This is a genomic window from Capnocytophaga canis (genome assembly GCF_043187445.1).
Taxonomy (GTDB): Bacteria; Bacteroidota; Bacteroidia; order Flavobacteriales; family Flavobacteriaceae; genus Capnocytophaga; species Capnocytophaga canis.
Genome location: NZ_CP171121.1, coordinates 473,425 through 497,274, shown reverse-complemented (window position 1 = coordinate 497,274; position 23,850 = coordinate 473,425). Strand labels below are relative to the sequence as shown.

Sequence of the window (23,850 nt, the reverse complement as noted above, 5' to 3'; positions counted from 1 at the left end):
GACTATGAAACTTACAAAATATATAGGAGTGAGCATTACTCTATTATTGTTAGCATGTAATGATTTAGATAAATCACCAGAGGGAGTACTCTCAACGGACGCCCCGTTCGCTACGGCAAGTGAAATGCAAAACTACATCAACCAGTTTTATGAATCGGGCGTTCGTCACCAAGGTTTTGCAGCAGGTGGCGGTGGTGGAATCGCAGGAGATGACATACACAGTGACAATATGGCTGCAAGTTCAGCGAGTACTCGTCTTGCAGGAGAATTGACACTAAATAATGCCCAAAGTTTAGGAAATTATACACAAATTCGAAATATAAATTTTCTTTTAAATAATTTAGACTATAGTCAAGAAAAAGGAAGTGTTGCTTACAACCAATGTGTTGGTGAAGCGTATTATTTTAGAGCGTGGTATTATTACCAAATGTTTATAAACTACGGACAACTAACGTGGGTTGAAAAGCCTTTAGACCCAGATTTAGAACAAATGAAGCTTCCTAGAGATAGTCGTACTACCATCGCTGATAACATCCTCTCTGATTTAGATAAAGCTATTGAGTTGCTTTCTGAGCAAAACTCCAGTGCTACTATGAGGATTCACAAAGATGTTGCTCGTGCCTTAAAAAGTGAAGTAGCTCTTTTTGAAGCAACCTGGGAAAAGTATCATAAAGCCAAAGGAAATGCATTCTATGATCCTTCGGTCACAGATGAAAAAATTAAAAGCTATCTACAACAAGCCGTTGCTGCAGCGAAAGCTGTAGTTGATAGAGGTGTTTGGCAAATCTATTCAACGGGGGATGTAAATAATGACTATCGAAAACTTTTTCAAACAACCAATCTGTCAACTAATAAGGAAGTTTTATGGTTTAAGCTTTATGACGGAGACCAAGTAGGTAACAACGTAAATAGATATTTGAACAAAGGCGGTGGTTCTGTTGGAGTTACAGCTTCATTGGTTGATGATTATCTTACTATATCAGGAACTCCATTCATAGGAACGGAAAAACAAACCGCAAAAACAGTTTTCGGAAATGAACTATTGCCAACAGTACGAGACCCTCGTTTATCTCAAACCGTATGTATACCTGGGCAAAAGTTACGTCCTGATGAAGGCTCCTATGTTGTCCCTCCACTTACAGGTGGAGCATACCATCAAAATGTAACAGGGTACTCTTTACTTAAACATGTTCAAATTGACTATGCAGGAAGTTTAGATGCTGAATACAAAGGAGCAACACCTGCTATTCAATTCAGATATGCTGATGTATTGTTAAATTATGCAGAAGCCCTAGCGGAACTTGATGGTGCAGCAAATGCAGCTACTATTATTTCTTTATTGAAACCACTACGTGACAGAGTTGGGATGCCTTCTATGGATTTTGATAGAGAATATAATCAAGAAATGGATTATCCCTTCCGTAATTTAGACAAATATATCCAAGCTGTACGAAGAGAGCGTCGTGTGGAAAAAGCTTGTGAGGGGGTACGTCTAATAGATATCTTACGTTGGGCAGCTGCCGAAGAGCTCATTGTAGGAAAACTTCCAACAGGAGCATTATTTGTAGGTAGCAATTTGCAAGGACATCCTCAATACGGTAACTCTTTAAAGTATGACCAAGCAAGTGGAAATAATTTTTTCTTGACAGGTTCTACAAATGACACCGAGAGATATATTTATCCATACAACCCTTCTGGATATAGTAATGGATTGCGATTTAATCCCAACAGAGATTATTTATTGCCAATTCAGTTACGTATGTTATCACTAACAGGTAATAATTGGAAACAGAATCCCGGTTGGTAAACTTTTATATATTTATAACAAAGAAGCTGTCCAAAAAGGGTAGCTTCTTTGTTTATAGTAAGTCCGTCCTTGCCACTGATAATGAAGTTGTCCAAAAAGTCAAATTTTAGCAATTTCACAAAATTAATCTACTGAAAATAAGTGTTTTATTTTTAATATTTTGCTTAAAATAACTCTTTTGAGACAGCCTCGTGTTCTTAAACATAAGTTAAATGACCAGGTGCTATAATTTATAGGAGGTTATATACTTAATATTTGAATATTACTGTTGTATTTTTTCGAAGTATAATCAAATGAAGCTCTTTTATTTAGATTTTTATTTAAGAATATATTCACAAAAAAAAATAGTTTTTTTTCATGAAATGAAAAAAAAGATGTACCTTTACACTCGAATTTTAAATTAATCAAACAGCTTATGAAATTAAAAATTTTAACATTGTTCGCGTTTGTGTTCAGTTGGTGTTTGACACTTTCTGCACAGACGGTGTCAGTAAAAGGAACGGTTACTGACGAGAGTAAAGTGCCACTACCAGGCGTAAGTGTGTTGATCAAAAACACCACTCGTGGGGTCGCTACCGATTTTGATGGGAAGTACGAAATCAAAGCGAATCGAGGCGAGGTTCTTGTCTTCAGTTACTTAGGTTTTGTAACACAAGAAAAAGTAGTGGGGGGGGGTAATAACCTGACTATCAACGTTTTACTTGTTGAAGAAGCTCAACAATTGGAAGATGTAGTAGTTGTTGGGTATGGAACTCAGAAAAAAGAAAACTTAACGGGGGCGGTAGCAACCGTTGATGCAAAAGTATTAGAAAGCCGTCCGCTCACTACCATCGGACAAGGGTTACAGGGATTAGTCCCTAACTTAAATATCGGAGTGGGTAATGGTCGTCCAGGAACAGGTGCCAATTTCAATATTCGCGGTTTTACTTCCATCAATGGCGGAAATCCCTTAGTACTTGTTGATGGAGTGCAAATGGATCCTAATCAAATTAACCCGAATGACGTAGAGAATGTAACCGTACTTAAAGATGCCGCTTCGGCAGCTATCTATGGGGGGCGTGCCGCTTTTGGGGTAGTGCTTATCACTACCAAACAAGGAAAAAAAGGAACTCCGCTTCAAGTGAGCATTTCTACAAATTACTCGCTTACACGCCCAACACGTTTGCCTAAATTAGTAAATTCGTTAGAATACTTAACAATGTATCTCTTGGCAGATGAAACAGGTGCCGTCTCTGGTGGTTCTAGAGGTGGTCAAGGTTTTGGGCAAGAAGACATTGACAGAGTAAAAAAATATATGGCTGACCCACGTCCCGAAAATGCTGTGTATATTGACCCTACCGATCCGCGAAAATACCGTTATGTAGGCAATACTGATTGGATTGAGGAAATGTACCCTGGTTGGGCACCACAATCGCAACACAACATTTCTCTTTCAGGAGGTTCAGAAAAAACTACTTATATAGCTTCTGGAGGAATGTTTGAGCAACAAGGGCTTTTCAAAGTGTCTAATCAAAAATTCAATCGTTACAATTTAAATCTCGGGCTAACTACTGATGTTACCAAGTGGCTTACTCTTGGAGTTAAAACAAGCCTAAATCGCAAACAAAACGACCAGACTTCAAACGGGCGTAATGGTGTTGAGACAGAACGTTTTGCCAGTGATTTAAAACCTTTGATGCCAGTGCGTCACCCTGACGGAAATTTCTCAGGACAAGGTAGTTTTACCAATCCGTTCGCGATGATTGCCACAGGAGGAAGAGAAAAGTACGCTTCTGATGATATATGGGTAACAGGAAATTTTGTATTCAAACCCATTAAAAACGTAAAAGTGGTAGGGGACTATACTTGGAATTCGTATAGAAACAATAGTAAAACAAACGTAAAACGTTTCAAAGAATACGGAGCACCTACCGATGGTGTTAGTATTTTTGACTCTACAAAAGCTACTGATTTGGGCTTCTTCGCACACACCAATACTTCCCGAGTAGATGAAAGCAGTAGCCAAGACATTTACAAAGCAGCTAACATTTATGCACAGTATGAAAACACCTTTGCTGAAAAACACTATTTCAAAGCAATGGTAGGGTATAGCCAAGAAGAAAAACACAACGAATCTTTTTGGGCAAGTGCGAAAAACCTTATCAATCAAGATTATCCGTACCTGAAACTAAACAATGATGATAAACCTCGCGTAGGTAGTGGAATTTCTGACTGGGCTTTGATAGGTTCTTTCTTCCGTTTGAACTACGTATTTGCTGAAAAATATCTGTTAGAAATCAACGGACGCTATGATGGTTCTTCTAAATTCAGCAAAAATAACAGATATGTATTCAGCCCTTCGGCTTCGTTGGGTTGGCGTATTTCTAAGGAAGGATTTTTTGAGCCTCTAACCAAAGTAGTAAGTGATTTGAAATTCCGTGTGTCCTACGGTGATTTACCCAACCAATATGTGGGAGGAAATTACCCGTATTTGGCAACAATGGGCTATGGAGCACAAACAGGCTATCTGTTCGGCAATGCAGGACTTCCTTACGTAAATGCTCCTGGATTAGTGAGCGATAACTTTACTTGGGAAACCGTAGAAACGCGTAACATAGGGGTAGATTACGGCTTCTTTAACAACCGCTTATCAGGTTCGTTTGACTATTATATCCGAAATACTAAAGGAATGTTGGTGAACGGAGTTCCTTTGCCCAAAGTGTTGGGAACAGGGTCTCCACAGCGAAATGCTGCCGATTTGGAAACCAAAGGATTTGAGTTTTCCATCGGCTGGAAAGACCGAGTTTCCGAAGATTTTAGTTATAATATAAGTTTCAATTTAGCGGACAGTAGGGCGTTTATCACCAAATATGATCTTAACCCTATCAATAGTCTTGGACATCGAGTAAATGGTCATATTATGTATGAAGGAGCTGAAATTGGCGAGATATGGGGGTATACTTCTAATGGTTTGTACCAAACCGATGAAGATGCCGCTAAACTTGATAAGAAAAAATTGGCTGGTTACAAATGGTTGGCGGGAGACGTAAAATTTGAGGATTTGAAAGTTGATGGCAAAATCAATAATGGAGATAATACCTTAGATAATCCTGGCGATATGAGCATTATAGGAAACAACCGTTCACGTTACACTTTCGGGGTAAATATGGGGGCTAATTACAAAGGATTCGATTTTTCGTTATTCCTACAAGGTACGGCAAAAAGAGATTATGCTTTGGGTGGCACTTATTTTTGGGGCTTTACCAACCAATGGGCAGTACCTACTACCGAGCAATTGGATTATTGGACACCTGAAAACCCAAATGCTTATTTTCCAAGACAGCGTTTCGGGGGAGGAAACTTCCAAACCTCTACACGCTACTTGCAAGATGCTTCTTACTTACGTGTAAAACAAATCACATTGGGGTACACCTTGCCTAAGGACGTAATGCAAGCCATTGGAATGAGTAATTTGAGGGTTTATGTAACAGGAGAAAATGTAATGGAATTTACCAAACTCATAAAATCATACGACCCTGAATTGCTTAATCAGATTTACCCACTTAACAGAGTATTTACCTTTGGGGTACAAGCACGATTCTAATAATTTTAAAAAGAACAAAACAATGAAGAATAAAATTAAACATATCGCAATAGGATTATCGGCTGTGCTGACAATCGTTTCTTGTAAAAACGATGATTTTTTGGACAAGTTTCCTCCTGATGCGTTTACCGAGCCTTCCTATTTTAAAACAGAACAAGAATTGAGTTTTTTTGCTAACCGATTCTACGGAAGCTTGCCTTTGAGCATCTTACAACATAGAGATGTACAGTCGGATAATATGGTACCTAATAGTCCTGATGACTTTTTATTTGGGACATACACAGTTCCCTCATCAGGAGGAGGTTGGGACACAGGTGCTTGGAATGGCATACGAAATTGTAATTTCTTTTTAGAAAATTACCAAAAAGTTTCAGGAACAACCAAAGAAAAATATGCGGCAGAGGTTCGTTTTTTCAGGGCGTTATACTATTGGGAAAAAGTAGTTCGCTTTGGTGATGTGCCGTTAATACTCAAAAAAGTAGGTGATGCCTCACCTGAAATATACGGTCCAAGAGAACCTCACAAAAAAGTGATGGACGAAGTTTTGAAAGACCTTAATTTTGCTATTGAGCATCTGCCCGAAAAGGCAAATGCAGAGGCAGGAAGGTTACACAAAGATGCTGCCCTTGCTCTCAAATCAAGAATTGCACTTTGGGAAGGTACTTTCCGTAAGTATCACAATTTAGGTGATGAGCGTGTATTTTTGGAAGCAGCCGTTGATGCCAGTGAAAAACTGATGGCAAAAGGATATGAAATCTATTCCACAGGAAAGCCAAATGAGGATTATCGCAATTTATTCATTCAGGATAATTTGGCAGGCAATAAAGAAGCTATATTCCACAGACATTATCTGCGTGCTGTTGAAACTGGAAGACACGAATATAGCCGTTCAGCCAAAGGCTCTAACAACGGATGTAGCAAGGATTTTATGGAGTACTACCTCTTTAAAGATGGAAAACCAATTAGTACTACCTCTTACACCTATGACGACAGCACCCCAAGTAAAGAAGCTGAAAACAGAGATCCACGCTATGCACAAACCGTAGCCACCCCAGGGTTCGTAAAAACGAGTTCTACCCCGCCAGTGATTGTAAATCTTCCAGAAATAGGCACACCAGTAACTACCACAGGGTATTGGTTTATCAAAGGAATGTCAAACGATCCAAAACAGGAAGAAGCGTACAGTAGCGATACAGATATGTTTATCTTTCGATATGCAGAGGTACTGTTAAACTATGCAGAGGCTAAATATGAATTAGGAACATTGTCTCAAGCAGATTTAGACAGAACAATCAACAAGATAAGAGACAGAGTTGCAATGCCCCATTTAACGATGGATGCAGTAGCAGATGCTAACGCTAGTGATTATGGGTATGACGTAGCTCCCATTCTTTACGAAATACGCAGAGAGCGTCGTGTAGAACTTGTAGGAGAAGGTTTCCGATTTAATGACATCTTACGTTGGAAGGCTGGAAAACTGCTTAACAATCCGAAAACTATAAAAGGAATGAAATTAACAGATGAGTTGAAAGCGGAGTATAACAAAGACGCTATCAATAAATTACCCGTGGACAATGAGAAATATTTGATTGTTTACCCAGCATTTCCTAACGGACGTACGTGGAATGATAAAATGTATCTATATCCAATACCAACAGATGAGTTAAAATTGGTTGGGTATAAACAAAATCCTGGATGGGACTAATTTTTTCATGAATATACACAAGATAGTGCATGGAAAAGTTTAGACAAAATTAAAACAAACTATTATCGAAAATGAGGCTGACCTTTTTGGACAGCCTCATTTTTTTGTTAGTAATAAATATTTATCAAGGAATATACAGCTAATCTCAAATAAATCGAATTTACATATTTTTTTCTTGAAAATGATTAGTTATCCTTAAAACCCATAAGACCTTTCCTTCTTTTTATTATTACATAAAACATAATGCCTTTTTAAAACGAAAATTAATTTCAAAATCTGCTTTTATCTGAACAGAGCTTCGTATTTTTTCCAAATGTCGAAAAAAAATAGTACATTCGCAGAAAATATTTAAAATTATGAATAACCTTGCATTTAATTTACGTATTCAGAAAGCGAAAGAAAGTCGTATTAATGAAGTAGATTTTTCGAATCTACAATTCGGAAAAATTTTTTCAGATCATATGTTCGTATGCCACTACACCGATGGAATGTGGCAACAACCTGAAATTAAGCCATATTCAGCTATAACTTTAGAACCTTCAGCAAGTGTTTTTCACTACGGACAGGCTATTTTTGAAGGAATGAAAGCTTATAAAGATGATGCTGGAGACATCTTTTTGTTTCGTCCGCAAGAGAATTACAAACGAATGAATAAATCAGCGGTTCGGTTAGCAATTCCAGAGTTTCCTGAAAGTTGGTTTGACCAAGGGTTGAGAGCTTTGTTGAAAATTGATAGTGAGTGGATTCAAAAAGGATTTGGAAATTCACTATACATCCGCCCCTTTATGATTTCTACCACATCAGGAATAAAAGCCTCTCCTGCAACGGATTACATGTTTATTATTATCACTTCGCCAGTTCAGGCCTATCATTCAGGCGACGTGAAAGTGAAAATTGCAGACTACTATAGTCGTGCTGCTAATGGAGGTTTTGGTGCTGCCAAGGCTGCTGGAAATTACGCAGGTCAGTTCTATCCAACACAATTAGCGATTGAAGAAGGCTACCAGCAAGTTATATGGACAGATGATGCTACACATGAATTTTTAGAAGAAGCAGGAATGATGAACCTATTTTTTAGAATCAATGATGTATTGATGACCTGCCCTGCAAGCGAACGTATTTTGGACGGTGTTACTCGTAAAAGCGTACTTACAATTGCTGAAAAAATGGGAATCAAAACCGAGGTACGCCCAGTAAGAGTCAAAGAGTTGATTGAAGCTGCTGAAAATGGAACTCTTCAAGAAATTTTTGGTAGTGGAACGGCAGCCGTTATAAGTCCAATTTCTGGATTTGGTTATAAAGACAAAAAATATACGTTTACACCTCCAGCTGATTTATACGCTTCAAAAATCAAAGAAGCCATTTTGAATATCCAATATAACAAAGTTGAAGACCCTTTTGGTTGGAGAGTTAAAGTCGATTAATAACGGAATATCTCTACGATTTGAAACGAAAAGAGGCTGTCAAAAAACTAATTTCGAAGATTTAAAAGATATTTATAATCAAGATTTTATAAATATACTTTGTTTAAAAACATTTTTTTGACAGCTTCTATTTTTTTAGAACATTAATGAGTTATTATGAGCGAACAGATGCCTGTAATTTTTCCTTGAAACGTTCTTGTAAATTGTGCATTACCTTTTCTATCTGTTTATCCGTGAGTGTTTTAAAATCATCTTGTAGGGTGAAACTAATTGCATAGCTTTTCTTGCCTGTAGGAAGTTTTTCGCCTTGGTATACATCAAACAGGCCTACATTTTTTAAGATGGATTTTTCGGTTTCAAATGCTATTCTATGAATGTCACTGAACGAAACAGCTTCATCAAGGAGTAATGCTAAGTCACGCCTTACTTCTGGGAATTTAGCAATTTCTTTGAATGTATTTTTCTGATTTTTAATGCTCTCAAGAACTATATCCCAGCAGATGTCGGCAAAAAAGATTTCTTGCTTGATACCAAATTTTTTCAATATTTTACCTTTAACAACGCCTATACTTCCAAGCAATTTTCCATTGATAAGCCATTCAAATCCTTCTCGAATAAAGAGATTATTATCTAGAGGTTGCGTATGAATATTTTTTAGTTGCAATCGTTCAAAAACGGATTCAACAATTCCTTTCAAAAAGAAGAAATCTGTTTTCTGAGGAATAATGTTCCAATTTTCAGGAAGTTGATTACCTGTGATATAAATCATTAGGTGTTTATTTTCTACAAAATTATCACCTATTTTGTGATAACTTTTCCCAAATTCGAATAGTTTCAAATCGGAACGCTTTCGGTTAATGTTGTATTCAATAATCTCCAATCCAGAGGGTAGGAGATTTTTGCGCATAAAATTTAAATCACTACTCAAAGGATTCAGAATTTTTACCACTTTTGTAAGATCTTCTTCGAAATCAGTAATTGTTTTTTCAGATACTAAGCTATTGGTCATTATCTCAGAAAACCCTTGTCCGGCAAGTTGGGAAGCTATTACATTCTGAACGTTGTGATCGTCAAATTTTGAAGCGTGTGACATTGAGGCATTAATTTTTTCTGAAAAATTAATGTTATTGTATCCATAGACACGCAAAATTTCCTCAATAACATCCGCTTCACGTTGTACATCTACACGATATGAAGGTACAACTAATCCTAAACCGCGCTCTGTAACTGAGTTGATTTTGATATCCAATGAATGTAATATGCTTTTAATGGTGTCGTTTGGAATGGTTTGTCCAATAACTTTATGAACGCGTTCGAATGCTAAAAATACCTGAAAATCCTCATGTTTTTTGGGGTATAAGTCGATAATATCCGATGAAATCTGTCCTCCTGCGACATTCTCAATTAAGATAGCAGCGTACATTAAAGCGTGTTTTACTTCGCTAATGTCTATTCCTCGTTCAAAGCGGAAAGAAGCATCGGAGTTGATAGCATGGCGTTTGGCGCTTTTTCGAACCGAAACAGGGTTAAAATAGGCACTTTCTAAAAAGATATTGCGAGTGCTACTGGTTACTGCAGAGTTGAGTCCACCCAAAACTCCTGCAATGCACAAAGGTTTTTCAGCATCACAAATCACTAGATCTTCTGCATCTAAGATACGTTCAACACCATCTAAGGTTTTGAATTTTGTACCAGCTTCTGCCGTTTTTACGATAATTTTTTTCCCTACGATGTGATCTGCATCGAAAGCGTGTAACGGTTGTCCCAGTCCGTGGAGTACATAGTTGGTAATATCAACGATGTTGTTTTTAGGAGTAAGTCCGATGGATTTCAGTTTGTTTTGCAACCACATAGGGGATTCAGATACTTTTACATTGCTGATAGTCAATCCCGTATATCGAGGTGCGAGTTCTTTGTTTTGAACATCTACATCAATTTTTGATAGTCGATTGTCAATGTGAAATTTTGTCACCGAAGGGGTTATCAACTCCAAAGAAGTACCTCTTTGTATCAATCCTGCACGTAAGTCACGCGCAACACCGTAGTGACTCATGGCGTCTGCACGATTTGGAGTTAATCCTATTTCAAAAACCTCATCGTTCTCTACTTCAAAGATTTCACTACATAAGGTTCCTGGTTCGTATTTGTCATCCAAAATCATGATTCCTTCGTGTCCTTCACCTAGTCCGAGTTCATCTTCGGCACAAATCATCCCGAAACTTTCTTCACCGCGTATTTTTCCTTTTTTGATTTCCCATGGGTTTCCGTCCTTATCAAAAAGTTTTGTTCCAATGGTCGCAACAGGTACCTTTTGCCCTTTAGCAACGTTTGGAGCTCCGCACACAATTTGCACGATGTTCCCCTGACCTATGTCTACTTTGGTAACTTTCAATCGGTCAGCGTTGGGGTGTTGTTGGCACTCCAATACGTGTCCGACAACAACTCCTTTCAGTCCTCCTTTGATGCTTTCGAAAGATTCAATTCCTTCAACTTCAAGTCCTAAGTCGGTAAGTAAGGCTCCAGTTTGTTCTGAAGGTAAATCAATTTTGATGAATTTTTTAATCCAGTTGTACGAAATTTTCATAGTTTGATTACACTATATGTATGTATGATTTCAAGGTTGCAAAAATACAATTTTTACCGAAATATAATATTTTTATGTAGAAAAACTTTCTTAAAGAGTACTATACTATGCTGTACATAGTTCTTTTACATTTTAAAAGTCAGTGAAAAAGAGATTCTTACTCGGTGTTGTATCAATGATTTATAAGTCCACATTTTGGAAAAGAGTCTTAAATTTTAGAACGTTTAAAACTGTCAAGTTTTGTAAGAGTAGACAAGATAGCATCGTATAGGATTAATTCTTTTTAGAAGTGTTTTTATTTTCGCAGAAAATAGAGTTCTGATGGAACTATTTTTATATTTAATTTCATACTAAAAAAGTTAAACAATGTTAAATAAAATCCGATAAACGTATATTTTTCATGTTTCAACTGTTATTTTTTAGTTATAGAAATGTTATTATTTTTTTTATTGGAGGGCATTTTTTTAATTTTGTCGCCTGTATACTTTATTTCCAACTTAGTGAGGGAAAAATCTTAATCTAATCTAACAGTACTAGCTGAAAAACTAACTAAAAACGAATACGTTATGAAAAAGTTGTTTATTTTCGTTTCGTTCATGATGCTAACAACCTCATGGATATATGCACAATGTGATTCAACTCATCCTATTAACAATTTTCAGCTTGTAACGGGTGATATTCAGTGTGAGAATCGAGGTCTCATAACATTGAATGCACCTCCAGTTTCAGCAGAACATCCTGCAGGGACGGAGTTTAGTGTTTACTGGATAAAACCAGGAGCAACTTCGGCTTCATTACGAGGCACCGTTCTTGCTGGACAATCCATGACCATTCCCAATTTGGCAGCAGGGACTTATACTTTCACATTGGAAAACGATGTAAATATGTCTTGTGAAAAGCCTGTAACAATCAATGATCTTTACACTCCTTTTGAGGTTAAATCGATACGTATTACCCCTGCGACTATCCGTAGAGACCCGGTAACAAATACCAATATTGATGAAGGAAATGGAGTAATATATCTTGGACTTAAACGGTTTACCACTGGAAATTCAAAATATCAAGTTCGAGTTGTGTCTGCTAGTACTGGTGAGGTATTGATTAATGATAGAATTATCAATTCTCCACTTGCAGATCAGGTATTCAGTATAGTCCCAGGAACAGGGGAGCGCATATCATACAGTGATCACCCTAATATAAGCGTTTTTGTTAGAGAAATTCCTCTAGGAGCTCCAGATAATTGTAGAAACTTCCCTTCACACCCACAAGAAATACAAGTTCCTGAATCGGTTCATTTACCGGGAACTTATTCCCTAACTTTATCCGACTTGACGCTGAGTTTACATACTCAGGCAAGGACGATAGCAGGAGTTTCAGTGCCACAACCTACAGGCAAATTCAACTTAAGAATCCCTTTGTTGAGAGGTGTTGATAATAACAATGTTATGGTAGGTTTTACGGGAGGAGAGGCTAATCCTGATATTCCTAGGAATCATTTCAAAGGATTAGGGACTTCTAATGCAAAAGCTACTGTTCAAATCTTGAATCGAACAGTACCTATAGCGGATATTACATCAAGTTTCAATGGATATGCTTACTCATACAATGGTGCTGATTTTCAAGAAAACGATCAGGTTCAAATTGTTGTTGATGATGGTTTAGGAAATATAGTTACCAATACGTTTACATTGACAGGCTTACATGATGTACATAATGAAACACCTACGCGAGGATTGGTACTTGCTAATAATACTTCTCCTTCCACATCTGTTTGTCCAGGAGCATCTGTTTTTTTGTACATTGTAGCCAGTCCAGGAACATCTGCAAGAGAAGTTAATCTAAATGAAGGAGGAAAAAGGAAAATAAATTACACTTGGTATTTATCTAATTTGGAAGATATTTGGAATGCGACCTCTTCGACCTCTTCGTTGACATATCAGTACAAAGTTTACAAAGAAACCGCACCAAATTCGTATGGACCACCATTGACCCAAGGGACTGACTATACAATAGTGGATTATCGAACCATTGACGTACATCGTTCTGGAGCAGGTAGATATAAGATTCGTATGGAGTTTTTAAAATCCGATGGAACTGTTGTTTCTGCATTTGAACGAACTACAAATATAAATTATTTACCAACTCCGACAAATCGTTTTGAATTGACTTTTAACACTTTGCAGTCTAACTATGGGATCGCTGAAGGAACAACATCATTTCGTATTGAAAAAAGAAACGAGCTTATGTATGAAGACCCAGCCAATCCAGGGGTTTCAACAGTAACGATCTCCTTAGGTCGAGCAGATGGACAGCCTTCCGTCTCCTTTGAAACAAGGCTTCCTTTTGGACAAACCAAAACAGAAACTATTATTTTTCCAAAGGAAGCTACGGTAACGCCTACCTATATGGGAGACCCCAATGGACATATAGGATTTGGTGACTTGCCTCCTGGAAACTATGTTTTGACTATCAAAGATGCGTGTGGTAGTGCTTCAAAGACAATTACATTGGGAAATGAAATAAGATATGGAGTAACAGAAACCGAGCGACCTTTCTATAAATTAGTACCACGATGTGGGTACTACGATTTGGAGTTTACGCATGATGCATTACATGCTAATTTTCCTACTCTTACCCAAAGAATGTGGACAGGTTTGATAGGAGTTTTTATTGACTCTGGATTAGAGCAAATCAAACGAATACGAGGAAAAGATGGTATAATTACAGGATTGAAGCCTGGAGAAACCTATAAAATATATACACATGAGTTTGGTGGATATACAGCCCATAATAATTCTTCTTTGGTTTCAACAGTTCCGTGGACACTATTGTCTAGTTTTACAAATGAGATAGGACCCGGGAAGTTATCTACCAACATGATGAATCGTCATAAAACGAATTACAATCCAGATTTGTTACGTTATTTCACAGAAATCCAAGTTCCTTCACAAACTATGGATCCTGTGGTTACGTCCATTGCTTGCGGTTCGGACGGAACATCTATGATTTTGGTGGATCTTCCGCATGATACTAATGTTGGGATCGTTGGGGATGTTACTTATGTACTGAAAAGTGTTTCGGGAACTACTGAAGCAGAGGTGGCAAGCGTAACGATGACGGGTGGACAACGAAACTACGAATTTAAAAACCTACCCGATGGAACCTATAAAGTATACGTAAAAGATGAGTGTATAGCGGGATCCCCTGTTGTTAGTGTACAGGAGATAGCCGATTCGAGTGTATTTCCAACTCCTCATATTATCAATTATGACCATCCCAATGGATTATGTCCAGGGGAAACGACTCAAATGCGATTGAGAGGAGTTTCAATAAATTCCTTTGATGCGGAGTGGTACAGAATCAATCCTGATGGTTCAAAAGTGATGGTAGCAACTAATACCCAAACTTTTGGGGAGGCAGTGTATACCAATACCACCTATGAAGTAAGAGTAAAGTTGAAAGACCGATTTGGATGTGCAACAAACGTTTGGCTAACGGCTACCTCCACATCAGTACTTGCTATTGATACGGGAGTGCCGTCAGTTACGTATTTCCCAGCTGATTTGGTTGACTATCCAAGTATAGGGGGGTGTGATGTTATGGTAACTTGGAATGAACCGAAAGTAACGGATGAAAATGTTCGTTGTGGAGTGCAACTGGCTGTTACTTCCACAGTTTCAATTGATACCAATTTCAATGGAGGAACGCAACATCAAGGAAGATTCGGTGTTGGGGTGCATTCTGTGGTATATACATTTACCGATGCTTTCGGAAATGCCGTTTCACGAACCTTGATTGTAACGGTCCAAGATCCTAAGATGGAAATGCAATTAACGGAAGGGTATTCATTGAATTCATTGCAAGTAGAAAATGAATTTTATTATATCGTAAAATATAGAAATACAGGAATTGTAACCCTAACATCGGCAACTTTGGAAGTGCAATTGCCTTCTAATGCTAACGTACAACCTGATTTAAGTAAACAAATAGACTTTACAAATTCGGGAGTTTCTAATGTGACATATACCTATGATTCAGTAGCTAAGAAATATACCTTTACCTATCCCTCTGCAGCATTACCCTCTACAGGAGGTCACGAGGAAAGAAGCATAGGAATACCGTTAAAAATAGTAGGTGGGTATGGTTTGGCTCAGCAACCATGTATGAACCAAGTAAATATAATCCCTACAATGGTTTACACCGGAGGAGTCGCAGGTTGTACGCTTCGTACCCAAACAGCTACAATACAGACATCAACCGTAGTAGAAATTAAAACTAACGAAAACAAACGTACTGAGATTTATTGTGTGGGCAACCCAATGACGTTGAGTGTGACACCAGGTTTTGATGAGTACAAGTGGTTCCTCAATGGAACGCCTATAGGAACCAATACAAGTACATTTGTTGCTACTACTCAAGGGGAATATCGCGTTGAAAAATATAAATTTGACTGTGGAGTCGCTACAATAGTAAGCTATGAAATTATAGACTACCATGAACCAGGAAGTTCTGCTGACCCAATTAAGGCATTGGCAGCAAATGTGGGTGTGACTTGTCGAAATGACAATAGAACGTGGACAAGCCATTTCTATCTATGCGGTGGTACATCTAAAACGATAGCGGTCAATTTTGTAAATTCAACCTTGACATGGGAGAAATTAAACCCATCAGCCAGTGGATTGAATTGTCAGCCACGTCACGAAACTTGTCCAGTGGTTATTGACGGATGTTGGGAAGAAGTGAGTAACAATACAAATACTTTCACTCTTTCACAAGGAGGACGCTATCGATTGAAAGTAGCAGGGGCAAATTGTTATGACTTCTATTATTTTGATGTGTTCGACAGTAATACTCCTGCTGCTACCGTAACTCACGGAGATGAAACGGGATATGTGGATGGATATATAAATATCAACATGTCTACACAAGGAGTTAATTATAACTATACGTATAAAAATCTTACTACAGGAGCTACAGGAGCGATGACCACCAATACTACACAGTACCGCTTTACAGGTCTGAAAGCGGGAACGTATGTAGTGGAAGTAACTTCTTCTGAGGCTTTATTATCATGTCTTGAATATACGCAAACTATAACTATACAGAAGAATACAAATTTAAAATTCACTGCGGAATTTGTTGAATGGGAAAGTTGTAACCGAGCGAAAATTAAATTTAAAGGTGAAGGCGGTAATCCTCCGTATCAATTTGCTGTATGGTCGGTAGATGGTGAGGTACTTGCTCCAGGAGGTTCTCACATGAATATTCCAGATTCAGAATGGGTAGGCAACCAAGGTGAGTTTGATACTCACTATGAAGGGTTAATGAATCTTACTCGTATTGGTAGCTATGTATTTGTGATGAGACATCAACAAAATGGAGAACGAGCATTTTCAGCTCCAATTAACATACTACCTGTAGGAGTACACAGCGTTACTTTTGCTGTTACCGATTTGGATTGTGCAACTGCAACAGGAACAGGGGAAATTCAATTAGTATTCGAAAATTCGGCTGTTCAGCGTGAGGTTAGTTTGTACAAATTAGATGATACAGGAGCCAGAATATTACCTGCACGTTATCAAGGAAATAATCTTTCTTTATTTACTAATTTGGAGGTAGGAAATTATGAAGTAGCTTACACAGCACAGGTAGCTTCACAAACGTGTAGTTTTGTAAAAAGACCTATAAGTATCAACCCTCCAGCCAATCCGTTACGTGCCTTTGTCGGTGTAACTAAAGATAAAACTTGCGATACTAACGGGAAATATACCGTTTCGGTAAATAATGTAATTGGAGGTTCTGGTTCTTATCAGTACGATTTTGGTACAGGATACCAAAATCAGCCGACAGCTCAAGTGGACGGGAATGTCACTGTAAAAATTAAAGATCTTTCACTTTCAGGTTGTGAGTTGACAATACCTGTAACGATGCAATCGCCACAAGCACCAACAGTGAATGTTTCTACACCTACCTATGATTGTGTTGGCTTTGGAACTGTGTCAGTTACAGCTATTGCACCACCAGGGCAGACCCATTCCTATACATATAGTGTTAATACAACTACGGGAGCTGTACAAGCGTCGGTATTTACATTATCACCAGGGGCTCACACTATTTACGTACATTACAAACCAACAGGAATTACTCCAAATATATTGTTCAAGGAAGACTTTGGTGTAGGTAATGATGTTTGTGGTAGTGATTTAGGGTATCCTACAGGGGCAAACGCTATCAATGATTTGGTTTGCGAACAAAATGTAGCTGTGGGAGCGGGTAAATATGCCATTACTAAACAAGCACATCCTGTAGGAACTTGGGTTGTTCCAAGCGATGCACAAGGAGTCAATAACGGACGTTATATGGTAGTCCAAGCATCGGTACAAAATGCTGTAGTATTCAGAAAACATATCAAAAATGTGGTGCCAAACGAACCGTTACGAGTTTCTGTACGCCATTTTAATATGCTTACAACAGCAACTCCTCAGTTCAATGTTGAGTTGGTACCAGTAGGTGCATCATCGGGTATTTCCAAACAAATTATAGTAACGAACACTGGAACACCTACTTGGGTGCAATCATCGGCAGATTTCACAGATGTGGAAGTAACACAAAGTGAGTATATTGTTCTAATCAAAAATGTCCCTGGTAACGGTGTTGTTGCGTTGGATGCTATAGGGATTGAGCAAGATATTAAACTTTGCGATACTACAGAGTCTGTTCCTGTAGTTATAGAAGATGGTAAAAAATTAGAATTAGAGGTATTAGGAACTACTGCTGTAAGTTGTCACGGAGGTAATGATGGAAGTCTACGCATATTTGTACATAATCCACCAACGAACGTTGAGTATTCAACTGATAATGGGGTTACGTGGACACCTACAGTTTTAGCTGGAGGAATTTTTACCGTAACCAATTTAGAGGCAACTCAAAGTAGAACAATCTATGTTAGAGATATTGATAAAAAAGCTTGTAAGGTAGAAACAACCTACGTCATCACACAACCTGCTGTTCCGCTTTCATTACGAGTAGTTGAACCAATTAATCCTGTGCGTTGTGATGCAGGAAACATAGCATCGATTACTTTTGAGGCAGCAGGAGGTAATTCAGAGTACAGTCACTTTACGTACCAAAGTGCAACTATGCCTACACCACAAGTGGTAGGAATTTACAACGGTCGCTACTCACAGCCGATGTCTTTATCTCCAGGGACTTACACCATTACGGTCACCGATGTGAAAGGCTGTTCAACTGAGACTGAATTTGAGGTGTATAAAAAAGAAATTGAATTTGATGTAATTTATAGTCCTTGTAACGATGGTAGTGGAACTGATGTTATTATTGATATTTTCAATGGTAATGGAGGTTATGTGATCAATCGTTCTGATGAACCAGCTCATATTTGGCATACTGTTTCGAACTACGTGCATACCTTCGAAGGATTGCAAGTAGGAACGTACACCATTACATTGAATGATAATTCAGGATGTAAAACAAATACGGTGGTTACTATTTACGAGCCATTAACTTTGACCGTTTCGCAAACATCGGCAATTGATTGTGTAGCTTCGCCCAACTCAACGTTTGTATTGACGGCCCATGGTGGAGTGCCTGGTGATAGAACTTTTATTATCTACACCACAGACCGAGCTAACGTATACACCGAAGTAACTACTGTGGGGTCAACCTATACGTTTACTTCAACCGATTTTGGAGTCACTTATCTATTTGATGTACAATACACTGAAAAAGGACATACATGTAGTTATCAACATTCACAACCTTTCAGAGTAGCTTCACAACCTGCATTCAATGCTACACCGTTATTTAATGTCAAAGGAGCTTACTGTGCAGATAACGGATATATCAATACGTCCGTTCCTGATATAGTGAATCAATCGACAGGAGTAGCACCGTTTAATGTTGAGGTATACGCCAACGATGGAACTGATAATCCAACAGGAGCCGCGCTCAATCCAATAGCTTTGGCTACGGGTAACTATGTGGTTGTTATTACCGATGCACGAGGTTGTAAAGCTACGCGACCAGTAACCGTTCCTTCATTACCTAAGGCAACCGTAGTAACGGTAACAACAACGCCGATTGCCTGTGGAGTGTTGGCTCAAGCAAATATTGAAATCTCAGCAGGAGGTAATGCGAATAGTAATTTTTCATTGATTGTAAAAACAGCTTCGGGAACGGTGTATAGTACAACAAACATACTCTCAAGTCAGTTGCCAAGAACTATTACAGTGTCAAATTTACATTATGATGAGTATGAAGTTATCTTACAAGATATGACTTCGCCATCCTGTCAAGATATACAGACATTCAAAACAGGATTAGCTCCCGATGCCATTGTGACAGCTTCTACAACAGTTGTAGGATGTACTCCAAATTCAGGAGAACTTATTGTACAGTCATACCGAGCGGGAACAGGATTAACACATACTGGAAATTATGTAGCCATCTATAAGACTACTATAGATGTGAATGATCCTACCTCTCCAGGTTGGTACCAGTTCAATCCTCCAGTAGCTACAACTTTGCCAACTACTGGGCAAGCAGGAGAAAAGTTGGAGCATACATTTACAGGGTTAATTCCAGGAGCGTGGTACGAATTTATCATTGTTTCAGAAACTCCTTCAGGAGATCCTTGTTGGTTTCGGGGAGGGGCTACGATTTCTGTGCCTACGAGTTCAACCTTGTCTATGACTACAACGCAAGGAACCATAGCTTGTTCAGGAACATCAAGTGGAACTATTTTGTTTACTTTGAAAGATTGGAAGTCGTCTACTACTGGTATTACTTGGCAGGTCTATACCTACCCTGATTATAACCCTGTAGCAGGAGCAGGAATGTCAGGAAATATAACTGTAGGTAGCTCAATGACTTCAGTAAGTGGCAACGTAAATGGATTAGCACCAGGACGCTATGTGATTGTTTTTGAAGAGAATAATGGAGGTTGCGTTAATGCAACTCCACCTATTGCTATTCCAGGCCCGGAGCCATTGGTAGTACATCAAGTAAGCATAACAAAAGAGCATGTGTACTGTACAACAGATATTGGAGATCAGGCGGAAATCACGGTAGATAGAGTTTCAGGAGGAGTAGCAGACTATTTGTTCTTGGTGCAACCAACCTCAGTTACTACACCTCCAGCGGTGGGTGATTTTACACATCCTCAGTCAGGACAGTTTGTTTCTGCTTTAGGTTCTCAAAAAATTATCGTATCAACATCAGGAACGTATGATTTGTATGTGAAAGATTCTGGAGATTGTATTGTTAAATACCAAGGTCCAACTTTAACGATTGAGGATGCACCACAACCAAAAATCAATAGCGTTCAAGTGCAAGTTTGTCAGGCAATTAATAACCAATATAATGTACGTTTGAATGTAACCCAAAGTCAATCGTCCTTAATCCACTTCTATAAGTTACAACCAGGAGGATTGACACCAGTACAACAACAATATCCGTATAACGTTATTTTGTTGGAAGGATTAAATCCTGGAGTTTATACCTTGACATATTCAAATATCAGAGGTTGTAAAACATCAACGACCTTTGAGGTTAAGTCACCAGTGCAGGTAGGAAATGCCAACGTAACCCGAGGATTAACCTGTGCAACGACATCGCCAGCAGAAATCGTGATACCAAACATTACGGGGGGTACAGGCACTTACACCTATGAAGTGGTACGCGTGGAAGACGATGGCTCAACAACGCCATTCATAGGACAAACCACTATAACAGCAACCACAATAACCGTAACTGTCAATGTAGCGGGAAGTTACGAGCTTTGGGTGATGGATTCCGATATGGTGACGATGGGCTGTAATTCTGATGCTATCAAACGACCGTTTGTTATAGAACCTGAGAAGGTTCCACAAGTTGTCAATGGTTCGTTGAAGGTGACAAATACCTCTTGTGGTTCTGCATCTGAAGGAAGTATCGAACTGATAGCTACCCCAATTGATATTGCTCCTATGACCTTCACTATCATTTCGATGAGAGATTTGGGAACAGGAGTAACGACCGCCACCAGCATACCACCTACATCTGTTGTGTCGAATCAAGCACGATTCACAGGTTTGTTAGGTTCAGAGGCAGGAATTGTTTATGAAATAAAAATTGAAGGAACTAACGGATGTAGTGTTATCAATGATAAGGCAATTATTAAATCACCGCCACCGTTGCAAGTAGGAGCAACTGCATTGACTCCTCAGCAATTCACTTGTTCAACAAGTGCAGCGTTGATTGCCTCATTGCAGTTTGATGCTACTAAAATCACGGGAGGAGTTCCACCGTACACGTGGCAGTTTATTGATAGAACTACCAATACGGTCATAGGTGAAAATTCGAATAGTGTTTCGTTATCCGATGTTAATGGAGGGACATATTACGTGCGTGTGAAAGATAGCTCAGGAGGTTGTGCAACAGATACAACAGATGTTACCATAAATCCTGCCTTTACATTAGCAAATATGACAGTAGCAACGGTAACTCCAATGACTTGTGCTGTGGACGAAACCATAGCAGTTAGTGTTGAAGCAACGCCAATCTACATACCAGGAACCGAAATCAGGTTTACCGTAAAAAGATTGAGTGATGGATTCGTAACCAGCGCAGTGTACTCATCAACCATTGCTACAACTCACATTACTCATACCTTGCCAACTACTTTGGGTACAGGAGACTATGAAATAACAGCCGAAAATATGGCTACAAGTTGTGGTAGAGCTAAAGCTACACATAAAGTAGCTGATTTGACTAATAAGTATGATATTACGATGTCTAATCAGAAGCAACCAACCTGCTATCAAGGTAATGATGGAGAGATAACCCTTACCGTTGTAGATAGAAAACCCGCTATAGGAGGAGATACATCTGCAAGTGGATTCACTTACACTGTTACCTATTCCGTTAATGGTGCTACAACCACAGGAACCATTGTTGCGGGAAGTTCATCTATAACACTTACAGGATTAAAAGAAGGAAGGTATAGTATTGAAATACAGTCTTTTGTAAATAGTTGTAAAGCAACTAGTTCATTCGTAGTACCTGTTTCGGCAGAGCAAATAAGCGTAAATGCTTATCCAGCACCAATTCCACAAGTGAGTTGTTTGAATGATAAAGGAAATATTATGGTAGAGGTAACAGGAGGACAAGCTCCGTATGAGGTTACTTTGAGTTCGTTGGCGACAACATTCACAAAAACAGTAAACAGAAATCGCGTATTATTTGATAATTTAGAGGTAGGTGTTTACTCAGTTACGGTAAGAGATGCTTTGGGCTGTATGGATTTTATAGGAACTGCAACCGCTGAGTTGGTAACTCCAGATCCGTTGACAGCATCTATCACCGTTGAAGACGTACATTGCAAGGACGAAGCTAATGGGAAAATTACCATCTCCAACATACAAGGAGGATCAGGCTCAACAGTATTCCTATTTGAGTTAGATAACGGAACAACTCCTGCAATAGAGCAATCAACCCCTGTGTTTGAGAATTTGAAAGCAGGAATTTATACCTTGAAAATTACGGATGGTATGGGATGTTGGACACAAACAACAGTTGAGGTTTGGGAACCTAACTATCTATATGCAGCAGTAGACGTATCAGGTTCTGATAGATTAATTTGTTACGGAGAAGCTGACGGAAGGGTAGCTATTACAGCTCAAGGAGGTGTACAACCCTATAAAATGGATGTGTATAGCAAGGATGGACGACGTGTAACACCAGTTTCGTACGTTTCAGGAGTACCTGCTGACCCACGTATAGCCAGTCCAGTAAGTATCGTAACCGATCCAATATTGGAAGCAGGTGAATATTATGTAACAATCATAGACGTCAACGGCTGTTCAACACAAACAGTTAAATTTACGGTTGAAGAATTCCCGAATATAGAACCACGTGAGGTATATCAAGAAAAATCTTGTGATGAAAACGTGTTTACGGACGCTATTAAAGTGCGATTCCCTACACCTATTGATTTAACAAATGTGACCTATGAGTTGAAAACACAAGCAGGTGCCATTACCTCTGGAACATTGTCAAGAACTACTGATGTGACTACCATAGGTTACATCCATGACTATGACAGAACCAGTGAAACGCAGACACTAAAGGTAATCTACACCTATACTCATTCCGATGGCTCACAAACTGAACAATGCGAACAAGTCTATGTTGTGACTGATATTGAAGACATTCAAGCATTAACCGTTACTCGAGTTACTAATTTAGGATTGAATACCATTGAGGTGAAAACCACGGGTGGAGTAGAACCATATACATACTATTTCAATGGTAGAGAACAAGGATCGAATCCAGTGTATATTATGAAAATAAATGACCCTGGACGAGTAGACCCAGATTCTAGACAGATAATCAAAGAAGTAGATGTACAAGTGGTCGATGCGTTAGGCTGTACACGTACTTTAACCATTGAGGAAGTATATCACGACATCCGAGTACCTAATTTCTTTACTCCAGACGGAGATGGTATTAATGATACTTGGAAGCCTATTAATATAGAAAACTATCCAAAAGCGGTGATTTATATTTTCGACCGAAACGGAAGAAAAATAACAACTTTGACACCTATGGACTCATGGGATGGTATTTACGATAAAAAGCACATGCCATCAGGAGATTATTGGTACATCTTAGAACTCAATACGTTAGAAGATACACGTAAATTCTACGGAAACTTTACTTTGTATCGATAGTTTCCATGTACAGTAG

6 protein-coding genes are annotated in these 23,850 nt (G+C 38.6%); 5 read left to right on the top strand and 1 reads right to left on the bottom strand.

All coding sequences use genetic code 11. The annotated features are described in order from the left end of the window. Positions 1–4: 4 nt before the first annotated feature. The 4 genes from ACF3OB_RS02280 to ACF3OB_RS02265 all read left to right on the top strand — a co-directional run bounded on the left by ACF3OB_RS02280 (position 5) and on the right by ACF3OB_RS02265 (position 8,519). Positions 5–1,807, top strand: coding sequence for a RagB/SusD family nutrient uptake outer membrane protein (locus ACF3OB_RS02280; protein ID WP_212895988.1), 1,803 nt, complete (start codon positions 5–7; stop codon positions 1,805–1,807). Between the two features lie 415 nt (positions 1,808–2,222). Then, positions 2,223–5,390, top strand: a complete 3,168-nt coding sequence (locus ACF3OB_RS02275; RefSeq protein ID WP_392448173.1) for a SusC/RagA family TonB-linked outer membrane protein — start codon at positions 2,223–2,225, stop codon at positions 5,388–5,390. Positions 5,391–5,412: 22 nt separating this feature from the next. Further along, complete coding sequence (locus ACF3OB_RS02270) at positions 5,413–7,095, top strand: RagB/SusD family nutrient uptake outer membrane protein (RefSeq protein ID WP_095894261.1); 1,683 nt, start codon at positions 5,413–5,415, stop codon at positions 7,093–7,095. Positions 7,096–7,451: 356 nt separating this feature from the next. Then, positions 7,452–8,519: a branched-chain amino acid aminotransferase gene (locus ACF3OB_RS02265; RefSeq protein WP_042009511.1), complete on the top strand. Its 1,068-nt coding sequence runs from the start codon at positions 7,452–7,454 to the stop codon at positions 8,517–8,519. A gap of 154 nt (positions 8,520–8,673) precedes the next feature. Here the strand turns inward: ACF3OB_RS02265 and pheT are convergent, their stop codons facing one another. Beyond that, positions 8,674–11,103: a phenylalanine--tRNA ligase subunit beta gene (gene pheT / locus ACF3OB_RS02260; RefSeq protein ID WP_392448169.1), complete on the bottom strand. Its 2,430-nt coding sequence runs from the start codon at positions 11,101–11,103 to the stop codon at positions 8,674–8,676. A 566-nt stretch (positions 11,104–11,669) separates the two neighbouring features. Between pheT and ACF3OB_RS02255 the strand changes: the two genes are divergently transcribed. Further along, positions 11,670–23,834 carry a T9SS type B sorting domain-containing protein gene (locus ACF3OB_RS02255; RefSeq protein WP_392448167.1) on the top strand — a complete coding sequence of 4,055 codons (12,165 nt, stop codon included), beginning with the start codon at positions 11,670–11,672 and terminating at the stop codon, positions 23,832–23,834. The last annotated feature ends 16 nt before the right edge of the window (positions 23,835–23,850 follow it).